The organism is Devosia sp. (genome assembly GCF_028290625.1).
GTDB lineage: Bacteria > Pseudomonadota > Alphaproteobacteria > Rhizobiales > Devosiaceae > Devosia.
In genome coordinates this window covers 18,612-39,973 of sequence record NZ_JAQGJM010000038.1, presented here as the reverse complement: position 1 = coordinate 39,973, position 21,362 = coordinate 18,612, and the positions used below count along the sequence as shown (strand labels likewise).

The following is a 21,362-nucleotide window of genomic DNA, read 5'->3' as shown; positions in this document are numbered from 1 at the left end:
TCTCGTGGCTCTATAGACGAGTCACTGAACGTTAGTTCCGGCGACAGCGAAGCAGCCGCCGCCCGCCTCTCGCTAGTTGGAATTCGCGGCCTAATGACTAAAACAGCAGTTGATCAGAACCGCAGTGGCGTAACGCTGTGGACGCAATTTATATCCCGCATTGTCGAGTCGGTGGGTGTCCGCCTCCTCGGCCACCCGCGCCATGGCGCAGTTACCGTCATATTTCCCAACGGTCGCGCCCGCACTATCGGAAACCCCTCGACCGGCGAGCATTCGGTCCTGCGGCTCAATAATTTCAAGGTCATCAAGGATTCGATGCGCCGCGGCACGGTCGGTTTCGCCCATGCCTATATGCAGGGCGACATCGAGATCGACGATCTCACAGCGCTGTTCCGCTTTTTCCTGCAGAACCGCGACATCTTCGAAAACGCCAATCCGGGCCTGTTCCGCAAGGCGGCCCAGGATTTCGCCTACCACATGTCCCGCCCCAATTCGCTCGAGGGTTCCAAGCAGAACATTGCCGAGCACTATGACCTCGGTAATGATTTCTACGGCCAGTGGCTCGACCCCTCGATGACCTATTCGTCGGCGGTGTTCACCTCCGGCGACCAGAGCCTCGAAGAAGCCCAGCGCGTCAAATATCACCGCGTTGCCGATATGGCGGGCATCACGGAGGGCTCCAGCGTACTGGAGATCGGCTGCGGCTGGGGTGGCTTCGCCGAAACCGTCGCGCGTGACTACAAAGCCAAGCTGCACGGCATCACGCTGTCGGCCGAACAGCTCAAGTTCGGCCAGGATCGTCTGGCCCGCCAGGACCTCGATAACCTCGCCACGCTGCACTTCGAGGACTACCGCCACACCAAGGGCCAGTTCGACCATATCGGCTCGATCGAGATGATCGAGGCGGTCGGTGAAGACAATTGGCCAAGCTATTTCCAGACGGTCTTTGACCGGCTCAAGGCGGGCGGCACGGCGGCCATCCAGGCCATCACCATCAACGAAGCCGATTTCGAAGGCTATCGCAGCGGCCCCGATTTCATCCAGCGCTACATTTTCCCCGGTGGCATGCTGCTGACCAAGACGGCCATGCAGCAGATGGGCGACAAGGTCGGCCTGGTGCTGGAAAGCACCGAGACGTTCCGCCTGTCTTACGCCAAGACGCTCAAGCTTTGGCGCGACCGGTTCCTCGAACGCTGGCCCATGATCGCCCCGCTCGGCTATGACGAAGAGTTCAAGCGCAAGTGGGTCTACTACCTGAGCTATTGCGAGGCCGGCTTCACCGAAGGCGCCATCGACGTCGGGATTTACCAGTACCGCAAGCCGGTTTGATTCGAGGCAATGTCCTCAGTCGATTGGACCCAGGCAAATCACTCGGTACTTCGGATCGTTATTGCGGGACTCTCGGTCGTTGGGTTGGCGGCATTCTGCAGTCTCACGATACCCTCGGCGGAGGCGGACTATGCATTCCCCGATCTCGGGGTAACAATAACGGTCGGTCACCATGGCGGAGATCGTTACCTGGAAGTGGTCTCATCCGGCGAGAAACTTACTCTGCAATTGACTGCTGAGTGGGGGCCGGGTCTGCGTGCAAATCTCTATCGTGATGGCAACACCGTCTGGATCATCGATATCGACTCAAACAATGGCTTTGCCTTCGCTCCACTGCGCCAATTAAGCGATGACAGTTCTGCCGCATCTTGGACCTATCTGGGCTCCTTTATGCGAACCGACACAAGTGAACTGTCGTTTGTAGACGCGGCTGGTGTGCCAGAATGTATGGACACTTTCATGGACCAGCCATTTTTGTCGCAGCCACGGCAATGGATTTACCACGAAAAGTGCGGTGCTTCAGCAGGCCACTGAAGTGCTTCTCAACGACCAATATAGGCGACCGGTGGGGAGAGGACGGATAGTACCTAGCCTGCGACCCTTGGCAGCTTCGAGCGAGAGAAGAGGCGCTAGCGACTACAGAATTACAAGGGGGTGACTGGTACGCCCACGGGGAATCGAACCCCGCTCTGCACCGTGAGAGGGTGCCGTCCTGACCGATAGACGATGGGCGCATTGGTCATTGAGGTGCCGTAGGCTTGGCATCTCTGTCGTTAAACGCTTGGCTCTTGGCTGGCAAGAGGGTGGTACGCCCACGGGGAATCGAACCCCGCTCTGCACCGTGAAAGGGTGCCGTCCTAACCGATAGACGATGGGCGCCTAAGCGTTGCGTTCGTATATTCAGCTCATCCCGGATGTGCAACCCATTTCCGACCGCTAAACTGAATTTTTCAACAGCCGCTGAAAGTCACCGGGCGCGAATAGCCGCGCGGGCGGTCGCGCACGTCGATATGGATGAAGGACCGCCCCGGATAGCAGCCCAACCCGCCCACGCCGTCATTGCGCATCGCATAGGCGATGAGCTGGCTCTTATCGACGCCGGGGATGTAGAAATCGGCCGCCATGCACTTCTTGTGGTAGGAATTGTCCTGGCCGCCAGCCGACGAATTATGCTGGTCGTCGCGATACCCCGAATTCATGATCACCTTCTTGCCGAAATGACCCTCGAAGTCCCAGATCAGGAAGCGCAGCTTGGGGGTGATGCAGAAGGCGTTGACCTCCCGGCTGGACACGAAGGTGCCAAAGCTGTTGCCCTTGCCCGAATAGCTCGCGCCGTTGCTGTTGGCGAACATGGCCATCGGCATGCAGCCGGTCAGGGCGAGGGTACAGGCGAGGATAAGGGCGATTGATCTCATGGCGGCTTCCGGGACCAATGTTGCGCGAATGCAACAGTCAAACATGGTCGGGTGAAGTCGCTAAAATACGATTGGTTTCGCTAACCGTGCGCTAAGCGGCACGGTTAGCGAAACGTATGCGAGGCGTTAACGTTTCGCTAACGCAAGCCTACCACTTGCCGGTGTTGGGCATCGACAGCCAAGGCTCCTGCGGGGGCAGGGAGCCGTCCTGGATCAGCTCGATTGAAATGCCGTCCGGCGAGCGCACGAACGCCATGTGGCCGTCGCGCGGCGGCCGGTTGATCACCACGCCCATGTCGGACAGGTGCTGGCACAGCGCATAGATATCCCCGGTGCGATAGGCCAGATGACCGAAATTGCGGCCGCCGGTATATTCTTCCGGATCCCAGTTATAGGTCAGCTCTACCTCGCCGCCGACATCGCCGGGCGCGCGCAGGAAGATCAGGGTATAGCGGCCTTTTTCGTTCTCGCTGCGCCGGGTTTCTTCCAGGCCCAGGCCCTCGCAATAGAATTTCAGGCTCGCTTCGACATCGGTGACACGCACCATGGTGTGCAGATATTGCATGATTATCCTCCTTTGAAACGCTGCCGCAGGCGTAGCAATCCGGGAGGCTCGGGGCAATCACCGCCATCCCAAACAAAATCGCAACGCCTTCTTAACTTTTTGGTTTGAATCGGACAGAGTGTGTAAGTCTTGTGGAGTACCTCGCGGCGGCGGGGCGAGTACGAAAAGGCTTTGGGGATCATGGGGGCCAAGTTTTCTGGCGACGGCGACGAGTCCGGAGGTTTGTCGGGCGAGGCAGGCCCGGCGGTTCATTCCGAAAGTGGCGATGCCGGGCTCGATACCATCGAGATCGTCGGCGCTATCAAATGGTTCGACGCCGGCAAGGGTTTTGGCTTCATCGTTCCCGATAACGGCATGCCCGATGTGCTGCTGCATGTGACCTGCCTGCGCCGCGACGGCTACCAGACTGCCTATGAAGGCGCGCGTATCGTCGTCGAAGCCCTCAATCGCCCCGGTGGCCTACAGGCTTTCCGCGTTGTCTCGATGGACGAATCGACGGCACGCCATCCCGCGCAGATGCCGGCGCAGCGCACCCATGTGGTGGTCGAGGCGACCTCCGGCATGGTGCGGCTGGAAGTGAAGTGGTTCAACCGCATCCGTGGCTTCGGCTTCCTGTCAGCGGGCGAGGGTACGCCCGACATTTTCGTGCACATGGAAACCCTGCGCCGTTTCGGCATCACCGAACTGCGCCCCGGCCAGTTCGTACTGGTGCGCTACGGCAATGGCCCAAAGGGCCTTATGGTCGCCGAAATCCGCCCGGATGGTTGGGGCGACGCGCCGTCCTCCCACTAAGGTCTTTCCATGTCCCATCTGATCGTCGCCCGGCAGCCTAGGAGCATGCTCAAAGCCGCAGGCCTCGGTCTTGCTGCCATCATCGCCTTTGCGCCGCTGGCTGCCTGTAGCGACGAAGGCAAGCTGGTGCTGCACACGGCAAGCGGCGACCATGCCTTCCATGTTGAAGTCGTCGATACGCCCGAGGGCCGCTCCAAAGGGCTGATGTTCGTGCAGGAGCTGGCCGATGACGCCGGCATGCTGTTCGACTTCAAGGAAGAGCGCCCGGTGTCGTTCTGGATGCAGAACACTCTCATCCCGCTCGACATGGTGTTTGTCGGCGCCGACGGCGTGGTCAAAACCGTTCACGCCAATGCGCGCCCGATGGATACGACCTCGATCCCCTCGGGCGTGCCGGTGCAATACGTTCTGGAAATTCCCGGCGGCGTCGCGGCCTCGATCGGGCTACAGCCGGGCGATACCATGATCCACGACCGCGTCGGCAAAAAGGTCAAATAGGCGAGGGCGCTAGAGTCGGCTGATGACCATGGTGTCCAGCACGGCCCACAGGTGCAGGCACGCGCCGGCGACCACGAAGACATGCCACAGCACGTTCTGGAATTTCAGCTTCTCCCAGAGATGGAAGATGATCCCGAGCGAATAGACCGCGCCACCCGCCGGCAGCAGCCAGAGGGCCAGCGGCGGCAGCGAATGCGCCAGCGAGCTGAACACGAAAATGCCGCTCCAGCCGATGGCGAGATAAAGCGCGATTGCCAGCCGGCCAAACCGCTCGGGCACGATCAGCTTGAGCGCAATGCCGATCAGCGACGCGCCCCACACGAATACCGTCAGGATCGTCGCCACCGGCGTGCCGCCAAGAACGGCGAGGAACGGCGTATAAGTGCCCGCGATGAAAAGGAAAATCGCCGCCTGGTCGAGCCGCGCCAGATACATCTTGATCGGCGAAACCGGCCAAAGGTTATAGGCCAGCGACACGCCCAGTACCACCACCAGCGAGCCGACATAAACCACCAGTGCCGGCGCCGCCTCGGGGGCGGTATGGGTGATCGCAAATGCCAGGAGCACCGATCCCGCCGCAATGGCGATGATCAAGCCGAAAACATGCACTACCCCGTCGGCAACAAGCTCCGCCAGCGTGAAGGGCCGCTGCTCACGGCTCCACCAGGAATAGCTCTTCGCTCGGGAAATGCTCATCGTCGTCTCCTTCAACCCCATACTCGGCCTAGGGAGGTCACCAGACTATTGTTGATACAAGGCGATCTGATGGCATCGTAAAGCCGAACGCAACGCATTTGGTGAAGGAGAGGTTCCAGGAGGCGTCGGGCCCGCGAGGGCCGATGCGCTACTCGCAGGTATTTGGCAAATCGAGGCTATAGGTGGTCATGCCAGGCCCCGCAGGTGGCTTAGGAACGAGGTAAACCACCAGGTCGCATTCCTGCGTTCGGATCGTCCACTCGTTGGCGCCATCGGCTCTGGTACCGGTATTGCTGATTTGCCCGATTGGCGCTTGCCGCAAGGCATCGGCAACCTCGGTGCTGCCGAAGATCGTGCTTATTTGTTCGGCGCTGTCATAAAAGCCCGAAAGCGCCGCAAAAGCGGACGTTGGCGTCAATAGCAGCAAGGCGGCGGTGGTGAGGATGAACTTCACGCTAGTCTCCAGGATAGGGCGGGGTCGGTTGGCTTTACCGCAGCGGCGTTTGGATTCGGGGAGGATGCTCACTCATCCGGCGCTCAAGCCGGGAAGTTCACCCGCAGGAATTCCACGCGCGAGAGTCGAAAATGAAGGCTTTCGGGTCCACGTCGTCGAGCCCCTTGTACTTGGTGCCGGGCGCCTTGTGGCAAATGACCTGAACCGTTGGCAGTGAACTCATTCTCGGACCCTCTGAACACCGTCAAAGGACATCAAAGGACCCGTGATGACAATAGTCACTGCGCGGGTGACCGCAGTCAGTGCGACTTGGTTCTCAGCACCACGAGGCTTTGTGATGGCTTGCGGCATTTGGTCGACCAATGGTATGCAAATGAAATTGGGCGGCAATACAAGGGGAGCGAGATGGATCTCGGACTGCAGCAAAAGACGGCATTGGTGCTGGGCGCCGGTGGAGGGCTCGGAGGAGCGATCGCCCGGACGCTGGCGGCAGAAGGCGCCAACGTCGTCGTAGCGGATATCAATCTGGAGGCCGCACAAAGCACCGTGTCGGCGATTGGCGGGAGCGGCGGCAAGGCGACGGCGCTGGAGTGGGACCTGGGCGATCTGGGGGCCATTGGCGGTCATATCGAGGGAGTGAACCGCGCTTTCGGTCCGGTCGACATTCTGGTCAACATCACCGGCGGGCCACCGCCGACCCCAATCATGGGGCAGAGCGAGGCGCTCTGGCACAAGCATTTCAATGCCATGGTGCTGAGTGTCATCTCGATTACCGACGCGGTGCTGCCGGAGATGCGGGCGCGCAAGTGGGGGCGGATCATCACCTCGACCTCCTCGGGCGTCGTCGCGCCGATTCCCAATCTGGGGATTTCCAATTCGCTGCGAATGGCACTGGTCGGCTGGTCCAAGACCTTGGCGCGTGAAGTGGGCCCGGACGGGGTGACGGCCAATGTCGTCGTCCCTGGCCGTATTGCCACCAATCGTATCACCTTCCTCGATGAGCAGAAGGCCACGCGGGAGGGCCGCGAGGTCGCCGCCGTGGTCAACGAGAGCGTCGGCTCGATCCCAATGGGCCGGTACGGCGACCCGCAGGAATATGCGGACGCCATCGCGTTCCTGGCCAGCGAGCGCGCCGGCTATATCACCGGCACGGTGTTGCGTGTCGATGGCGGGATGATCCAGAGCATTTGAGGCCGAGACCTCGGTTTCCGAAAACCTAAAACCCAGCGGTTCCTCCGCTGGGTTTTCATGCAGCTACGGCGCGCTGCCGCGATCGTTTTGCTTTGCGCGATGCATCGAGCGGAGCCGAGCTCCGGCCGAGCCGAGCCGAGCCGGGCCAGCGCCTTGCCGACATGTCCGGCGCCGAAGATATAGACATGGGGCAGGCGGGCTCCGTCGCGCGCATCAGGTCGTCACGGTGGCGGCCGTGAGCAGGTCCGCTTCCCCGGCCAAGGCCGCCTGGCGTTGCGCCAGGATAGCGCAGACGATGAGCTGCAGCTGGTGGAACAGCATCAGCGGCAGGATGATGAAGCTGATGGCTTGGCCGGCAAACAGGATGCTCGCCATCGGCACGCCGCTGGCCAGGCTCTTGGTCGAACCGCAATAGAGCAATACCGTACGGTCGGCGCTCGACAGGCCCATGGCGCGCCCGACCGCGACGGAGCCGACCATGACCATCGCCAGCATGGCGGCGATGCAGCCCACCAGCAGTGCCAGCGTAGTGATGTCGACCTGGCCCCAAATGCCGGCGATCATGCCCGAGCTGAAGGCGGAGTAGACGATCAGCAGGATCGAGCCACGGTCGACGATCAGCGAAACCATTCTGTGCTTTTTAACCCAGGCGCCGATCCATGGCCGCAGCAACTGCCCCAGCACGAAAGGAAGCAAGATCTGCACCGCAATGCTGATCACAGCGCCGCCATTGATGCCGCCGCCATTGGTGTGCAGCAGCAAGGCGCAGAGCACCGGGGTCAGGACGACGCCGATCAGGTTGGACAGCGAGGCGGCGCAGACCGCCGCAGCGACATTGCCACGTGCCAGCGCCACGAAGGCAATGGACGATTGCACCGTCGACGGCAGTACGCCGACAAAGAGCAGGCCCAGCACAAGATTCGGATCGAACCAGGAGGAAAACAACCCCGTCTCGCCTAAGGCGATCAGCGGGAAAACCACGAAGGTGCAGAGGAATACCAGTAGCTGCAGCCGCCAGTTGACGAGGCCGGCAATGACCGAACTGGTATCCAGTCGCGCGCCATAGAGGAAAAATAGCAGCCCGACGGCGATCTGCGATAACCACTTCACCCCATCCGCCGCTTGCCCGGACACCGGCAGCACGGCCGCCAGCGCCACCGTGGCGAGGATGAGCAGCAGGTAGGTGTCGATACCCAGGCGCTTGAGGCGTTGACCCACGGTCATTATGAGAGACTCCGAAAAAAGAAGGCCTTGGACATCAGGCTCGGTCTGCCAACTGGCGAGTGGGCAGCAAGACCATGGTCACGACGCAGAACAATAGAAGCAGGAGCGGCGCGGCCGCCAGTACCTGCAGAAGGAGCAGAGGCGTGCTCGTCTTGCCATGCGCCAGCCGACGGCGATGCCAAGGCTGGCCAAGGCGACCGTCGGCGGACCCTCGGGCGCCGCCATCGCCTCCGACTGGCACCGTTGAGCTTTGCGGGGATGTGGTTGCCGTATCCGAATTCGTCACGTCAGGACCGTTTGGCCCCGAGGAGATATTCGATGATGGCGTCGCGAACGTTGTCGAGATGCCGGCCCATCACCTCCCGCGATAGGTCCGGATCGCCGCTCATGATCGCCGCGATCATCTTGAGGTGCTCCGAAGCGCCCGGCGTCAAGCGCTGACGGATGCGCGTGGTGTTGAACAGACGCGTGCGGCGGCGCAGGTCGCGGATGGTCGAGGCAACCAGCGGATTGCCGGCGGCATCGGCGATGGTCTCGTGCACGAGGTCGTCGACGGCCCAATGCTGGACCGGGGTCGGCGCGCTCATGGCGAGCAGCGCGTTGATCTCGGCGACAACCCTGTCGGCCTCGTTCTGGCCCAGATGCCCGGTGGCCCGGCCGGCGCATTCCACTTCGAGGATGCGGCGCATATCGAGGATGGAGACGAAGGATTCCACGCCGACATGGCTGACCACGGGGGCGCGGCCATGGCTGCGCGTGACCAGCAGTTCGGCTTCGAGCCGTCCGAGGGCTTCGCGAACCGGGGTGCGGGAAATCGACAGGGCTTCGGCTATGCGGCGCTCCTGCAGGATGGTGCCAGGAGCGATCTTACCGGAGAATATCTGCTCGAGGATGCAGGTATAGGCGTAATCGCTCAGGCTGACGACCTCGGCGACTTTCAGCCTGGCATCGACGCTGCCAGCTTCACCGGCTTGACCCACAACGCTCATAGATGGCTCCCTCCATCATCTGGTACACCGATGACATACCAACGTCAATCGCTGCCGTTCTCGTGAGCATAACGCGCAGCGAAGGGACGAGGCCTTACACCTGCCTGGGGTGGCAAGATGGCCTTCGTCTATGGGCGGCTAGCGGTCCGCGCCAGCCACGCTTTCCGCGCAGGGCAGTCCATCGCTGAGGGCCGCTACACTGGTCTGAGATTTGCAAGTGCGGCAGAGAGTTGGCCCGCCGAGTTCGTGGGCATGGAGCGCGTGCAGGTGTTTTTGACTAACAAAGCGGCACCCCCACATTCGCCCGCCACTACACGATTTCGAAAATCGCGAGACGGCAAAGCCGTTTGGCAGGTATGCATTGAGTGCAACCACGCGATGCATGATTTCACGCCATATGCCTGCGAATTAGGCGGAACTAGACATTCGCCTAAAGCGCACTCAAGGCTGGTTGACACCAGATATTCCGTTGGCATACCGTGTGAATGCCAGGCTGAACTGGTGGTCAGGGGTAGGTTGAAAATGAAGAATTTCTGGAAGGGCGGATTGCTCGCCGCCGCGGTTGTCGGCACGCTGAGCGCTGCCACGCTGCCGGTTTTTGCGCAGGCCGCGCCGACACATATCGATGTCCGGCTCGCCTTTATCGCCGGTGGTATCGACGCGCCTTTCTTCGTGGCGCTCGGCAAAGGCTACTTCGCGGACGAAGGGCTCGACGTCTCGATTGCCGATGGGGACGGCTCGACCGGGACCATTCAGGCCGTGGGCAATGGCAGCATCCAGCTCGGTAATGCCGGCCTTGGCGCCCTCGTTCAGGCGTCGGCTCAAGCCAAGTTCGACAACATCACGGCCGTGTTCGGCCTGGTGCAGAAAGACCCAACCTCGATCATCTCGCTCAAGGGCAGCGGCATCGCGTCGCCCAAGGATCTGGAAGGCAAGCGCTTCGCCACCGAGGCGGGCAATCTCAGCGACGGCATGATCGGCGCGTTCGCCGAAGTGAACGGCGTCGATATGGACAAGATCGAGCTGATCATCACCGACAATTACAAGCAGGCGCTGCTGAGCGGCGATGCTGACTTCATTAATGCCTGGGCGAACCCCGATGGTGACCAGATCGCCGATTTCAAGGAAATCGAGCCGCCGATGCTGTTTGCCGACCATGGCATCAATGTGCTGGGTTCGAGCGTCATCGTGCGCAAGGACTGGCTGGCGGCCCATGAAGATGCCGTCCGCGGCTATCTGCGCGCCCTGACCAAGGCTCATGACGACGTGCTGGCCGATCCGAAAGCGGCGCTGGAGATCTTCATGCAATACCGGCCCGACGCCAACAAAGAGGCGATCGCCCGCGAGATCGACGTGATGGAAAAGTACCGTCACACCCAGCGCACCGAAGGCCAGGCGTTCGGCCTGATCGCGCCCGAGGATGTGCAGCAGTCGATCGACTTGGTCGAAAAGTACAGCGAAGTCCCGACCGGTTTCGTGACCGCCGACATGGTCTACACCAACGCCTACCAGCCCGCCGCCAAGTAACAAAGTCAACCGGCGCGGCGACCCAAGTCGCCGCGCCAATCCCGCCCGATGCAGAGTGAAGCGATGGACCTCGGACTGAACGGAAAGACGGCGTTGATCCTCGGCGGAAGCCGGGGCCTCGGGCTGGGTATTGCCCGCAGCCTTCTGGCCGAGGGCGCCAGGGTCGCCATGACCTCGAGGTCCCTCGATGCGCTGGCCGCAGCGCGGGCCGCTTTGCCGGCGGCTGATCGGGATCGCTGCGTGATCGTGGCGGCCGACCTGGCGGACAAGGCCGCGCCGCAACGCATCCTGGATGAGGTTCGGGCTGCCGCCGGCGAGGTCGACATCCTGGTGAACAATAGCGGCGGGCCGCCGACGGGCAGGGCAAGCGAGATGGACCTGGCGGCGCTGGAAAAGCAGTTCCACGGCATGGTTCAACCGCTGATCGCCATGACGCTGGCGGTGCTGCCATCGATGCGGCAGCGGCGCTGGGGCCGCATCCTGACGATCGCGTCCAGCGGGGTGGTGCAGCCAATCGCGCATCTGCCGATCTCCAATACGCTGCGCGCGTCGCTGGTCGGCTTCATGAAGACGCTGGCCAGTGAGGTGGCCAGCGACGGCGTCACCGTCAACATCCTGGCGCCAGGACGCATCGCCACCGACCGCACGCACAGCGTGGATGCGGCCATGGCCAGCGCTGCAGGCCGCAGTGAGGACGATATTGCGCAGGCATCGGCGGCATCTATTCCGGCGGGGCGCTACGGCACGGTCGAGGAGTTCGCGGCCGTCGCAACATTTCTGGCTGGCGCCAGCGCCAGCTACGTCACGGGTTCCGTCATTCGTGTGGACGGAGGGGCCATCCGCTCGATCTAGCCGCAAGAGCGGACAGGTGGACGGCAGGTTTTCGATAGGGAGGTCGGCTTAGGCCGAAGCAGCAGCAGGTGGATCAAATCGCAACGTCACTCATGACCGATCATGCGGTCAAACCACACATCAATATCAGCCAGGTCTCCAAGACCTTCCGCGGACGCCAGGGCGAAGTGCAGGCGCTGCGCGAGGTCGATCTGCAGATCCAGCACGGCGAGTTCGTGTCGATCCTGGGACCGTCGGGCTGCGGCAAGAGCACGCTGCTCATGCTGTTGTCGGGCCTGCTGCCATCGAGCCGCGGCAAGATCCAGGTCGACGATAAGATTATCAACGGCCCCAATTCCGATATCGGCATCGTCTTCCAGCAGGACGTGCTGCTGGAATGGCGCAATGCGCTGGAGAACATCCTGATCCAGGCGGAAATCCGCAAGTCGCCGATGGACGCCGCGACCGCCCGCGCCAAGCAATTGCTCAAGATGGTGTCGCTGGAGGATTTCGAAGGGTCCTATCCCAAGGAATTGTCAGGCGGCATGCGCCAGCGCGTGTCGATCTGCCGGGCGCTGCTGCACAAGCCGCGCCTGCTGCTGATGGACGAGCCGTTCGGCGCGCTCGACGCCATGACACGCGACCAGTTGCAGCTCGACCTGCTGCGCCTGTGCTCGGACGACGACATGACGGTGTTCTTCATCACCCACTCGATCCCCGAGGCAGTGTTCCTCAGCGACCGCGTGGTGGTGATGTCGCCGCGCCCCGGCCGGATCGAGAGAATCATCGATATCGACCTGCCACGCCCCCGCCGGCTGGCGGTGCGCGAAGACCCCAAATTCATCAAATACACGCGCGAGCTGACTGAGATCTTCATGGGTCTCGGCGTCTTCAGGGAAGAGGTGTGACCATGGCTGCGATAACCGACGCTGCGCCCGTTGCGCGGACCCGTCGTTCCCCACTGCGTTTTCTCGGCTCCGTATCGCCGGCCTTCTGGACCCTCATCATCCTGCTGGTGCTCTGGGAAATCGCGGTCCGTATCACCAATGTTCCCGTCTACATCCTGCCGTCGCCCTCGGCGATCGCCCTGGAATTCGTCGACTACTGGCCGCGGCTGCTGATCAATGCCGGCGTGACCCTGTCCGAAGTGCTGATCGGCTTTATCTGCGCCATCTTCATCGGCGTGCCGCTGGCGGTGCTGGTGACCTATTCGCGCGCCGCCGAACGCTCGGTCTACCCGCTGATCGTCGCCAGCCAGACCATTCCCAAGGTGGCCATCGCCCCCTTGCTGCTGGCCTGGTTCGGCTACGGCCTGACGCCCAAGATCGTCATCGTCGTGCTGCTGTCGTTCTTCCCGATCGTCATCAATACGGTGGTGGGGCTGAAGTCGAGCTCCGCCGAAATGCTGTATCTGGCCCAATCGATGGGTGCCGGCGGCTGGCAGACGTTCTGGAAGTTCCGGCTGCCGCAAGCGCTGCCCTATATGTTCGCCGGCCTCAAGCTGGCGACGGTGCTGTCGGTCATCGGCGCGGTCGTGGCCGAGTTCATCGGGGCCGACAAGGGGCTGGGCTACGTCATCGTAGTGGCCGGCTCCAGCTTCGACATCGCCCGTCAGTTCGCGGCTATCATCATGATCTCGGCCATCGGCATGATCTTCTTTGCCATCATCGAGCTGATCGAGAAGTTCGTCGTGCCGTGGAAGCACGCCGCCGTGATCACCAGCGAGTAATCCAAACGCGACGACCGCAGCAAGGCCGTCGCCCTATAACGCCGAACCGAGGAGAAAGAATATGTCACACCGGCTGGATGAGAGCGCGGCGGGCGTCTACGTCATCGCTGTCACGCCATTTACCGATGCTGGCCAGGTCGACCTGGACAGCATCGATCGCGTCACCGAGTTTTACCTCGACAAGGGCGTGTCCGGCATCACGATCCTCGGCATGATGGGGGAATCCCACAAGCTGAGCGTCGACGAAAGCCGCCAGGTCATGACGCGCTACCTGGAGCGTGTCGATGGGAGGGTGCCCGTCGTAGTCGGCGTCTCCAATCCGGGTACCGATCCGCTGGTGCAGTTCGCCAAGGAAGCCATGGATGCCGGCGCCGCCGGCCTGATGCTGGCCCCGGTCACCACCCTGCGGACCGAAGAGCAAATCCTGGGCTATTTCAGCAATGTCATCGACCGGCTGGATAATGCGCCGGTAGTGTTGCAGGACTATCCTTTTACCACCGGCGTCAACATTTCCGTCGATTGCCTGCTGCGCGTCTTTGAACGCTACCCCAACGTCGTCATGCTCAAGCACGAGGACTGGCCAGGCCTGACCAAGCTATCGCGCCTGCGCGCCGCGCCGGGCCGCCAGGTCAGCGTCCTGGTGGGCAATGGTGGGCTTTACCTGCCGCAGGAACTGGCGCGCGGCGCCAATGGCGCGATGACCGGCTTCGCCTATCCCGAAATGCTAGTGCAGGTCTGCGCCGAATTCGCCAAGGGCAACCAGGACCGCGGCGAAGACCTCTATGACGCCTACCTGCCACTGCTGCGCCACGAGGCCCAGCCGGTGGTTGGCATCGCGCTGCGCAAGGAGCTGCTGCGTCGCCGCGGCGCGATTGCCTCCGCGCATGTCCGCTCGCCCGGCCCGCGCTTGACCGGGGACGACCACCGCGAGCTGGATCGGCTGGTGCACCGGCTGCAGCAGCGCCTCGCCGAAAGCGGCGCGCCGATCGCCGCGGTCGCCTGAACGCCATGGCACTCGCACAGGGCCTCGTCCTACCGGCGCCACCCAAGCCGGCCGGTGCATACCGACCGGCTGTCATCGTTGGTGACCTGATCTATCTGTCTGGATTCGGGGCTCGCAACGCGGAGGGCGGGCCGCTGGTCGGTATTGTCGGGCGGGATTTCGACGTCGCGGCTGCCAATGCCGCGGCGCGGGGCGTCGGGCTCTCTATATTATCGGTGTTACAGGACACACTTGGGGACCTCGAACAGGTGCAGCAGGTGATCCGCATCACCGGGATGATCTGTGCCGTGCCCGAGTTCGCCCAGCATCCGGCGGTGATCGACGGTTGTTCCACACTGCTGCTGGAGGTGTTCGGCGAGCGTGGCGCGCATGCGCGGATGGCCTACGGAGTTGCATCCCTGCCGGGCGGCACGGCGCTGGCGATCGACTGCATTTGCCAGATCCGTCGGTAGGGAGGGGATTGCATGAACGTTCGCCGGACGGTCCGTTTCTATCTGAATGACGTGTTGGTCGAGCTTGATACCATCGCGCCTTACCAGACGCTGTTGGATTACCTGCGGCTGGATCGGATGATGCGCGGCACGAAGGAGGGCTGCGCCGAGGGCGATTGTGGCGCCTGCACCGTGCTGGTGGGGCGGCTCGATCGCGACGACCATCTGGTTTATGAGACCATCAATGCCTGCATCCGTTTTGTCGCCTCGCTCGATGGGGTGCATGTCGTGACCATCGAGCATCTGGCGCCGCAGGACGCGCCGCTCCATCCGGTGCAGCAGGCGATGGTCGACAATCATGGCAGCCAGTGTGGCTTCTGCACGCCGGGCTTCGTGATGTCGCTTTATGGCCAATGGCTGCAGAATCCCAAGCCAAGCGTGCCGGAGGTGGAGCAGGCGCTGCAGGGGAACCTCTGCCGCTGCACCGGCTACAGTTCGATCATCAAGGCGGCGCAGACGATCAGCCATTATGCCAACCCGGCTGATGACGCGCTGATGGTTCATCGGGCACAGACGATTGAGAGGTTACGTGCGCTGCGCGACGGGGCGCGCATTGAAATCGAAGCGCCGGGGCATCGAGTCATCTCGCCGGCTAGTAGCGACGATCTGGCGGTGGTGCTCGAGAGCTATCCGCAGGCGGTGCTGATCGCCGGGGCGACCGATGTCGGGCTGTGGGTCACCAAGTTTATGCGCAGCCTGCCGGTGGTGGTGTTCCTCAACCGGGTCGCCGATATGCAGACCGTCGCCATCGCGGATGGGCGGATCGTGCTGGGCGCAGGCGTGTCGTTTTCCGACGCGGCGGCGTCGCTAACCGAGGCCATTCCGCAGCTTGAGGAACTTTGGTCGCGGATCGGCGGGGTGCAGATACGCAATGCCGGCACTGTCGGCGGCAATATCGCCAACGGCTCGCCGATCGGAGACTCGCCGCCAACGCTCATCGCGCTCGGGGCACGTATCACCCTGCGCATGGGCGCCAGCAGGCGCGAGCTACCCCTCGAGGATTACTTCATCGATTATGGCAAGCAGGACCGTCAGCCCGGCGAGTTCATCGAGACTATCAGCGTGCCGATCCCGGACGTCGGACAGGAATTCCGGGTCTACAAGGTCACCAAACGGTTCGATGAGGATATCTCCTCGGTACTCGGCGCTTTCCGCCTTGGCATCGTTGATGGCCGCGTGGCCGATGCGGTGATCGCCTATGGGGGCATGGCCGCCACGCCAAAACGGGCGCCCAGTGTCGAGGCGGCACTGATCGGGCAGCCCTGGACGCGCGACACCGTCGAGGCCGCGATGGCCCGCTATGCCGACGATTTCAAGCCGCTCAGTGATTGGCGGGCTTCGGCCGGTTACCGCATGTTGGTTGCGCGTAATCTGCTGCTGCGCTTCTTCATCGAAACCCGGGGCGGGACAGTGACGAGTGGGAGGGACCTGATCGATGGATGACGTCCGCAAGCGGCGGGATATCGGGGCTCGGCCGACCAACCGCGCCATGGTGCCGCACGACTCGGCGCATAAGCATGTGACGGGCCGCGCCGAATATGTCGATGACATACCCGAGCCGACGGGAACGCTGCACGCCTATCTGGGCACGGCAGCGATTGCCAGCGGCGAGATCACCGGCATCGATGTCGGCGCCGTGTTGGCGGCGCCGGGCGTGGTCGGGGTGATCACTGCCGCCGATATTCCGGGCAAGAACGATATCAGTCCGGCTGGCATCGGCGACGATACGCTGTTCTGCGAAACCAGCGTCACCTATCACGGTCAGCCCATTTTCGCCGTCGTCGGGCGTACCCGTGACGCTGCCCGGCGCGCGGCGAAGTTGGCAAAGATCAGTTATGCTGAGACCGTGCCGATCCTGGATGTGCGCGCGGCGCAGGAGGCTGGCGGCCGGGTTGTGGCGCCCGGCATGGTGATCCAAAACGGCAATGTGAAGGCGGCGCTGGAGGCGGCGGCCCATGTGGTGCGCGGCTCCATCACCATCGGGGGCCAGGAGCACTTCTATCTCGAAGGCCAGGTGTCGCTGGTCGTGCCGGGCGAGGATGGGGAAGTCACGCTCCATACCGCCACCCAGCATCCGAGCGATACGCAGGATGTGGTGGCGCGGGTGCTGGGGCTCGACGCCAATGGGGTGCGCGTGCATGTGCGGCGCATGGGTGGCGGCTTCGGCGGCAAGGAGACCCAGGGCACGTTGTTCGCCGCGGTGGGCGCCGTGGCGGCGCGCAAATTCGGACGCGCCATCAAGGTACGACCAGACCGCGACGACGACATGATGATCACCGGCAAGCGCCACGACTATGTCGTCGACTATGCTGTGGGTTTTGACGACAACGGTATCATCGCCGGCGTCGAGGCTGATTACGGCGCGCGCTGCGGCTATTCGTTGGACCTGTCTATCGGCGTCACCGACCGCACGCTGATGCATGCGTCCAACGCCTACTATTTTCCGGCCACCCGCGTCGCGTCGCAGCTTTATTATACCAACACCGTCTCCAATACCGCCTTTCGCGGCTATGGCGGGCCGCAGGGGCTAGTCGCCGTCGAGCGGATGATCGAAGAGATCGCCTATACGCTAGGGCTCGATACGCTCGAAGTGCGCAAGCGCAATTTCTACGATGGCGCCAAGCGCAACGCGACCCCATATGGGCAGGAGGTGCGGGACAATATCATGCCGCGCATCATCGCCGAGTTGGAGGCCAGCAGCGAATATCAGGCCCGGCGCGCCGAGATCATCGCGCATAACCGCACCAACCCGATCGTGCGGCGGGGCATCGGCATGGTGCCGGTCAAATTCGGCATCAGTTTTTCCAAGAAGGTAATGAACCAGGGCGCGGTGCTGCTGACCATCTATCGCGACGGCTCGGTGCATGTGAGTCAGGGCGGCACCGAAATGGGGCAGGGCCTGCATACCAAGATCATGCAGGTGATCGCCGAGGAACTGCACATCGATCTGAGCCGTGTGCGTATCACCGCGACGGCGACCGACAAGGTGCCCAATGCGGCGCCGACCGCGGGATCGTTGGGCACCGACCTCAACGGCATGGCGGCGATCGATGCGACGCGCCAGATCAAGCAGCGGTTGGTCGAATTTGCCATGGATGCCTATCGGGTCCACGCCGAGCAGGTGGTGTTCGAGCACGAAGCCGTTCGTGTCGGCCGCCATCTCATTGCCTGGCCCGAGATGATCGAACAGGCCTATGGCGCTCGCGTATCGCTGTCGGCCGCCGGCTTCTACAAGACGCCGCACATTAGCTGGGACCGCAAGGCCGGCAAGGGGAGTCCGTACCTCTATTTCACCTATGGGGCGGCCTGTTCGGAGGTCGCGGTGGATACGCTGACCGGGGAATATGTGGTGCTACGCACCGATATCCTCCAGGACGTCGGTCGCTCGATCAATCGCGATATCGATATCGGCCAGATCGAGGGCGGCTTTATCCAAGGCATGGGCTGGCTGACCACTGAGGAATTGTGGTGGGACAGCAAGGGGCGCCTGCGCACCCATGCGCCCTCGACCTACAAGATTCCGGTGGCGTCCGACCGACCGCGTATCTTCAATGTCGCGTTGGCCGAATGGTCGATCAACGAGGCTCCGACGGTCCGCAATTCCAAGGCCGTCGGTGAGCCGCCGATCATGCTGGCCATCGCGGTGCTCGACGCGCTCGGCATGGCGGTGGCGAGCGTGGCGGACTATCGCAAGGCGCCACACCTGGACACGCCGGCGACGCCGGAGCGCGTGCTGATGGCCATGGAGCGGCTGCGGGCCGAGGCGGTCTGAAGGGCGCCCGCTATTGGCGAGCGCCCGTGGTATTACTTCAGGTCGGAGAAGCCGGTGGCGACGAACAGTTCGGACTGCAGGGCCGTCAGCTTGGCGGAGCCGCCCGGGGGTGGCCAGATGCCTTCCTTGCTGGCCTGGCCGCGGGCTTTCACCCGGTCCTCGATGCTGTTGTAGGGCCAAATATGGACCATGCGCTGCGGGCCTTCCTCGATCGAGCCCATGACCATCAAAAGCTTAGACATCGCGTTGCGACGCTCGACGATCTTGCTCCAGGCATCGGCGGTTTCGGCCAGGCCACCGGGGGCGATCGTATAGGTGCGGAATTCGTAGAATGGACCGAAACTGCCGGCCTCGATCGCGTCGTTCATGAAGAACAGGGGCTTAAACGCGGTGCTCTGCACGCCGCCGAGATAGGGCGCGATGCCGTAGGGGTCTTCGGCCTGCATCAGGCGGGCGCGCTCTTCGGCGATTTTCTCGACGCTGTCATAGGCAGTCAGGAAGGCAAAACGGTTGAGGACGCCGAACTCGCAGCCGAAGCAGCCGATCGTCTTTCCGGTGCTGGAAAACGACGCGTAGGTCTTGGGCAGGATGGGCAGCACGGCGCCCAGGGTGTTCGGCAATAGCGACAGGATGGTCAGATCATAGAACATGTTGGCCCCATGTTTGTGGTTGCAGCGAGGCTATTCAACGCCTCGAAATATTGGTACACCAGATGGATGCCAAGTGCATACTGAAAATGCCTTGGCTGCTGTGAAATTGAGAGGGCGGCACATGTATGACCTGCTGATCGCTGGACGCGTCGTATCGCCGAGCGCCATTCTCGATGACGGTTGGCTGGCGATTTCCGGCGGTACGATTGCTGCTGTCGGGCAGGGCGGACGGCCGCAAGCAAAAGAGGTTGCCGACTACGGTATGGCCTATTTGCTGCCGGGCGGCATCGACGGCCAGACCCATGCGGGCAGCCAGATCGGCTTTCCGGGACTGACGCCGACTACGGAAGCTGCGGTGCGCGGTGGCGTCACGACCATCATCGACATGCCCTATGACGAGCCTGATCCGATCATCACGCGTGCTTTGCTACAGCAGAAGGTCGACGCTGTCGGCCAGTATGCGATCTGCGACGTGGCGCTCTACGGCACCGTTCCTGCAGAACCCAATCCCGACGATATCGCGGCGCTGATCAATGGGGGCGTTTGCGCCTTCAAGATCTCATCGTTCCAGGCCCATCCACACCGGTTCCCGCGCATCGACAATGGCGCGACGCTGGTGCTGATCGATGCGCTGGAGGGCAGGGGCCTGCCGCTCGGGCTGCATAATGAGGACCAGGACATCATCCGCCGCACCACGGAGCGCTTCAAGGCGGAAGGGCGCACCCGCCCGGAAGACCACAGCGCCAGCCGGCCGGAGGTCGCCGAACTGACGGCGACGGCCACCTTTCTCGAACTGGGCCGGGATCGGGATATTCACCTGCATATCGTGCATATCTCGACGCCGCAGGGTTTTGAAATCGTCGAGCGCTATCGGCAGGCGGGCGTCGATGCGACGGCCGAGATGTGCTTCCACTATCTGCATTTCGATGCGGCGACGGACATGACGCGGCTGGGCGGCCAGCTCAAGGTCAATCCGCCGATCCGCGACGGCGTGCGCGAGGACATGTGGGAGGTGATCGAGCAGGACGGCGCCACCTTCGTGTCGTCCGACCACAGCGCCTGGCCGATCGAGCGCAAGACCAATCCGTCAATCCTCGACGTGGCTGCCGGCATGCCGGGGCTGGAGGCACTGTTGCCGGGCTTCTTCACCGAGGCGGCCGAGCGTTATGGCGCCGACAATGCCGCGATGATGGTCGCCGATCTCGGCAGTGACCGGGCGGCGCGGTTCTTCGGACTGTCCCGCAAGGGCCGTCTGGCACCGGGCATGGACGCGGACGTGGCAGTGATGGCGCCGGTATCGATGCGATACGACGCCAAAAGCAATCCCACAGGCCCCGGCTGGAGCGCCTATGACGGCGAGACCTTCGCGGTGACGCCGGCGGCGACGTTCGTACGCGGTCAACTGGTTTGGGACGGCGCTGCCATCCGTGCAAAGGCCGGCACCGGGCGCTTCGTCGCCAGAGGCTAACGGATGGCGCCAGAGAGGCGTTCGATGATCGCCAGCTTGACGCTGTCGATGTGCTGGACCATTGCGTCGCGGGCCCGCTCCTGGTCGCCGCTCTCGATGGCGTCGAGCAGCTGGCCATTTTCCTCGAAGCCGAATTTCGGCTGCACGCTGTTGCGATAGGCGTTGAACACGTGGATGCGGCGGCGCAGGTCGCGGATCATCTGTGCCATCAGCGTGTTGCCGGCGGCGGTGGCGATCTCGCCATGGAGCAGGTCGTCCACCTTCCAGATCTCGGCCAGCGTCGGTTGCGGCAAACGCTTGAGCTCCTCAAGGCTCTTGCGGATCTCGTCGATGCGCGCCTGCGGAATCTTGCCAGCCGCCAGATAGGCCGCCTCGCCCTCCAGCAGTCGGCGCACATTGAGCATCTCGACGAACGCCTCGGTGGAGAATGGCTTGACCGTCACGCCCCGGCTGGGCTGCTTGTAGACGAGCCCTTCGGACTCCAGCCGTCCAAGCGCTTCACGGATTGGCGTGCGCGATGCATTGAGCCGTTCGGCCATCCGGCGTTCCGTAATCACGTCACCCGGCCGCAATTCGCCCCCGATCAGCAGGTCGGTCAACTGGCCGTATACCTGCTCGGTCAGGCTGGCATAGTTCTGGTCATCACCCACCAGGTCCTGATCGTTGCGATGCTCGGGCACATTCGCCACTGAATACTCTCCCGCCTAAAGTCGACTTGCACTGCCGACTTAAACAACC

General features: G+C 62.7%; 23 protein-coding genes and 2 tRNA genes. 14 read left to right on the top strand and 11 right to left on the bottom strand.

The genetic code is table 11. The features are described from left to right. The first annotated feature begins 93 nt into the window (after positions 1–93). Together JWR51_RS21235 and JWR51_RS21230 are read left to right on the top strand one after the other, a co-directional pair. A complete protein-coding gene (locus JWR51_RS21235; RefSeq protein ID WP_299752431.1) occupies positions 94–1,329 on the top strand; it encodes a cyclopropane-fatty-acyl-phospholipid synthase family protein in 1,236 nt (411 codons plus the stop codon). A gap of 9 nt (positions 1,330–1,338) precedes the next feature. Further along, positions 1,339–1,863 carry a hypothetical protein gene (locus JWR51_RS21230; protein WP_299752428.1) on the top strand — a complete coding sequence of 175 codons (525 nt, stop codon included), beginning with the start codon at positions 1,339–1,341 and terminating at the stop codon, positions 1,861–1,863. Between the two features lie 125 nt (positions 1,864–1,988). On the opposite strand, the gene JWR51_RS21225 is transcribed toward JWR51_RS21230, so the two are convergent. The 4 genes from JWR51_RS21225 to JWR51_RS21210 form a co-directional block, all read right to left on the bottom strand. Beyond that, a tRNA-Glu gene (locus JWR51_RS21225) sits at positions 1,989–2,063 on the bottom strand. A gap of 70 nt (positions 2,064–2,133) precedes the next feature. After that, a tRNA-Glu gene (locus JWR51_RS21220) sits at positions 2,134–2,208 on the bottom strand. 71 nt (positions 2,209–2,279) lie between these two features. Further along, positions 2,280–2,744 carry a D-Ala-D-Ala carboxypeptidase family metallohydrolase gene (locus JWR51_RS21215; protein WP_299752426.1) on the bottom strand — a complete coding sequence of 155 codons (465 nt, stop codon included), beginning with the start codon at positions 2,742–2,744 and terminating at the stop codon, positions 2,280–2,282. Between the two features lie 148 nt (positions 2,745–2,892). Next, a complete protein-coding gene (locus JWR51_RS21210; RefSeq protein ID WP_299752423.1) occupies positions 2,893–3,309 on the bottom strand; it encodes a VOC family protein in 417 nt (138 codons plus the stop codon). A gap of 129 nt (positions 3,310–3,438) precedes the next feature. Between JWR51_RS21210 and JWR51_RS21205 the strand changes: the two genes are divergently transcribed. After that, the gene (locus tag JWR51_RS21205; RefSeq protein ID WP_366525635.1) at positions 3,439–4,101 is read left to right on the top strand and encodes a cold-shock protein; all 663 of its coding nucleotides are present in this window, start codon (positions 3,439–3,441) and stop codon (positions 4,099–4,101) included. Positions 4,102–4,146: 45 nt separating this feature from the next. Further along, a complete protein-coding gene (locus JWR51_RS21200) occupies positions 4,147–4,599 on the top strand; it encodes a DUF192 domain-containing protein (protein ID WP_299752419.1) in 453 nt (150 codons plus the stop codon). A gap of 9 nt (positions 4,600–4,608) precedes the next feature. Here the strand turns inward: JWR51_RS21200 and JWR51_RS21195 are convergent, their stop codons facing one another. The 3 genes from JWR51_RS21195 to JWR51_RS21185 form a co-directional block, all read right to left on the bottom strand. Beyond that, on the bottom strand, positions 4,609–5,295 hold the full coding sequence (locus JWR51_RS21195) for a hemolysin III family protein (RefSeq protein ID WP_299752416.1): 687 nt from the start codon (positions 5,293–5,295) through the stop codon (positions 4,609–4,611). 148 nt (positions 5,296–5,443) lie between these two features. After that, positions 5,444–5,749 carry a hypothetical protein gene (locus tag JWR51_RS21190; protein ID WP_299752413.1) on the bottom strand — a complete coding sequence of 102 codons (306 nt, stop codon included), beginning with the start codon at positions 5,747–5,749 and terminating at the stop codon, positions 5,444–5,446. A gap of 97 nt (positions 5,750–5,846) precedes the next feature. Next, complete coding sequence (locus JWR51_RS21185) at positions 5,847–5,972, bottom strand: hypothetical protein (RefSeq protein ID WP_299752410.1); 126 nt, start codon at positions 5,970–5,972, stop codon at positions 5,847–5,849. Between the two features lie 182 nt (positions 5,973–6,154). Here JWR51_RS21185 and JWR51_RS21180 point away from each other — a divergent pair, with 182 nt between their 5' ends. After that, positions 6,155–6,940 (top strand): SDR family oxidoreductase, encoded by a 786-nt coding sequence (locus JWR51_RS21180; protein WP_299752407.1) that lies wholly within the window; start codon positions 6,155–6,157, stop codon positions 6,938–6,940. 213 nt (positions 6,941–7,153) lie between these two features. Here the strand turns inward: JWR51_RS21180 and JWR51_RS21175 are convergent, their stop codons facing one another. Both JWR51_RS21175 and JWR51_RS21170 read right to left on the bottom strand, forming a co-directional pair. Next, positions 7,154–8,164 (bottom strand): bile acid:sodium symporter family protein, encoded by a 1,011-nt coding sequence (locus JWR51_RS21175; protein ID WP_299752404.1) that lies wholly within the window; start codon positions 8,162–8,164, stop codon positions 7,154–7,156. Between the two features lie 287 nt (positions 8,165–8,451). Then, entirely contained in the window at positions 8,452–9,153 is a 702-nt protein-coding gene (locus JWR51_RS21170) for a GntR family transcriptional regulator (protein WP_299752401.1), read from the bottom strand. 522 nt (positions 9,154–9,675) lie between these two features. On the opposite strand from JWR51_RS21170, the gene JWR51_RS21165 reads away from it, so the two are divergent. From JWR51_RS21165 to xdhB, 8 genes are all read left to right on the top strand, one after another. Beyond that, positions 9,676–10,680, top strand: coding sequence for an ABC transporter substrate-binding protein (locus JWR51_RS21165; RefSeq protein WP_299752398.1), 1,005 nt, complete (start codon positions 9,676–9,678; stop codon positions 10,678–10,680). Between the two features lie 63 nt (positions 10,681–10,743). Further along, on the top strand, positions 10,744–11,532 hold the full coding sequence (locus JWR51_RS21160) for an SDR family oxidoreductase (RefSeq protein ID WP_299752395.1): 789 nt from the start codon (positions 10,744–10,746) through the stop codon (positions 11,530–11,532). A 92-nt stretch (positions 11,533–11,624) separates the two neighbouring features. Then, positions 11,625–12,419 (top strand): ABC transporter ATP-binding protein, encoded by a 795-nt coding sequence (locus JWR51_RS21155; RefSeq protein WP_299752392.1) that lies wholly within the window; start codon positions 11,625–11,627, stop codon positions 12,417–12,419. A 2-nt stretch (positions 12,420–12,421) separates the two neighbouring features. After that, positions 12,422–13,240, top strand: a complete 819-nt coding sequence (locus JWR51_RS21150; protein WP_299752388.1) for an ABC transporter permease — start codon at positions 12,422–12,424, stop codon at positions 13,238–13,240. 61 nt (positions 13,241–13,301) lie between these two features. After that, on the top strand, positions 13,302–14,243 hold the full coding sequence (locus JWR51_RS21145) for a dihydrodipicolinate synthase family protein (protein WP_299752385.1): 942 nt from the start codon (positions 13,302–13,304) through the stop codon (positions 14,241–14,243). 5 nt (positions 14,244–14,248) lie between these two features. After that, on the top strand, positions 14,249–14,695 hold the full coding sequence (locus JWR51_RS21140) for a RidA family protein (protein ID WP_299752383.1): 447 nt from the start codon (positions 14,249–14,251) through the stop codon (positions 14,693–14,695). A 12-nt stretch (positions 14,696–14,707) separates the two neighbouring features. Beyond that, positions 14,708–16,177 (top strand): xanthine dehydrogenase small subunit, encoded by a 1,470-nt coding sequence (gene xdhA / locus JWR51_RS21135; protein ID WP_299752380.1) that lies wholly within the window; start codon positions 14,708–14,710, stop codon positions 16,175–16,177. 46 nt (positions 16,178–16,223) lie between these two features. After that, positions 16,224–18,506, top strand: a complete 2,283-nt coding sequence (xdhB, locus tag JWR51_RS21130) for a xanthine dehydrogenase molybdopterin binding subunit (protein WP_299752970.1) — start codon at positions 16,224–16,226, stop codon at positions 18,504–18,506. Positions 18,507–18,538: 32 nt separating this feature from the next. Here the strand turns inward: xdhB and JWR51_RS21125 are convergent, their stop codons facing one another. Beyond that, a complete protein-coding gene (locus JWR51_RS21125) occupies positions 18,539–19,156 on the bottom strand; it encodes an NIPSNAP family protein (RefSeq protein ID WP_299752377.1) in 618 nt (205 codons plus the stop codon). 121 nt (positions 19,157–19,277) lie between these two features. On the opposite strand from JWR51_RS21125, the gene JWR51_RS21120 reads away from it, so the two are divergent. Further along, positions 19,278–20,624 carry an amidohydrolase family protein gene (locus JWR51_RS21120; protein WP_299752374.1) on the top strand — a complete coding sequence of 449 codons (1,347 nt, stop codon included), beginning with the start codon at positions 19,278–19,280 and terminating at the stop codon, positions 20,622–20,624. Here JWR51_RS21120 and JWR51_RS21115 read toward each other — a convergent pair. Further along, positions 20,621–21,313, bottom strand: coding sequence for a GntR family transcriptional regulator (locus JWR51_RS21115; protein WP_299752371.1), 693 nt, complete (start codon positions 21,311–21,313; stop codon positions 20,621–20,623). The genes JWR51_RS21120 and JWR51_RS21115 overlap by 4 nt on opposite strands. Positions 21,314–21,362 lie beyond the last annotated feature (49 nt).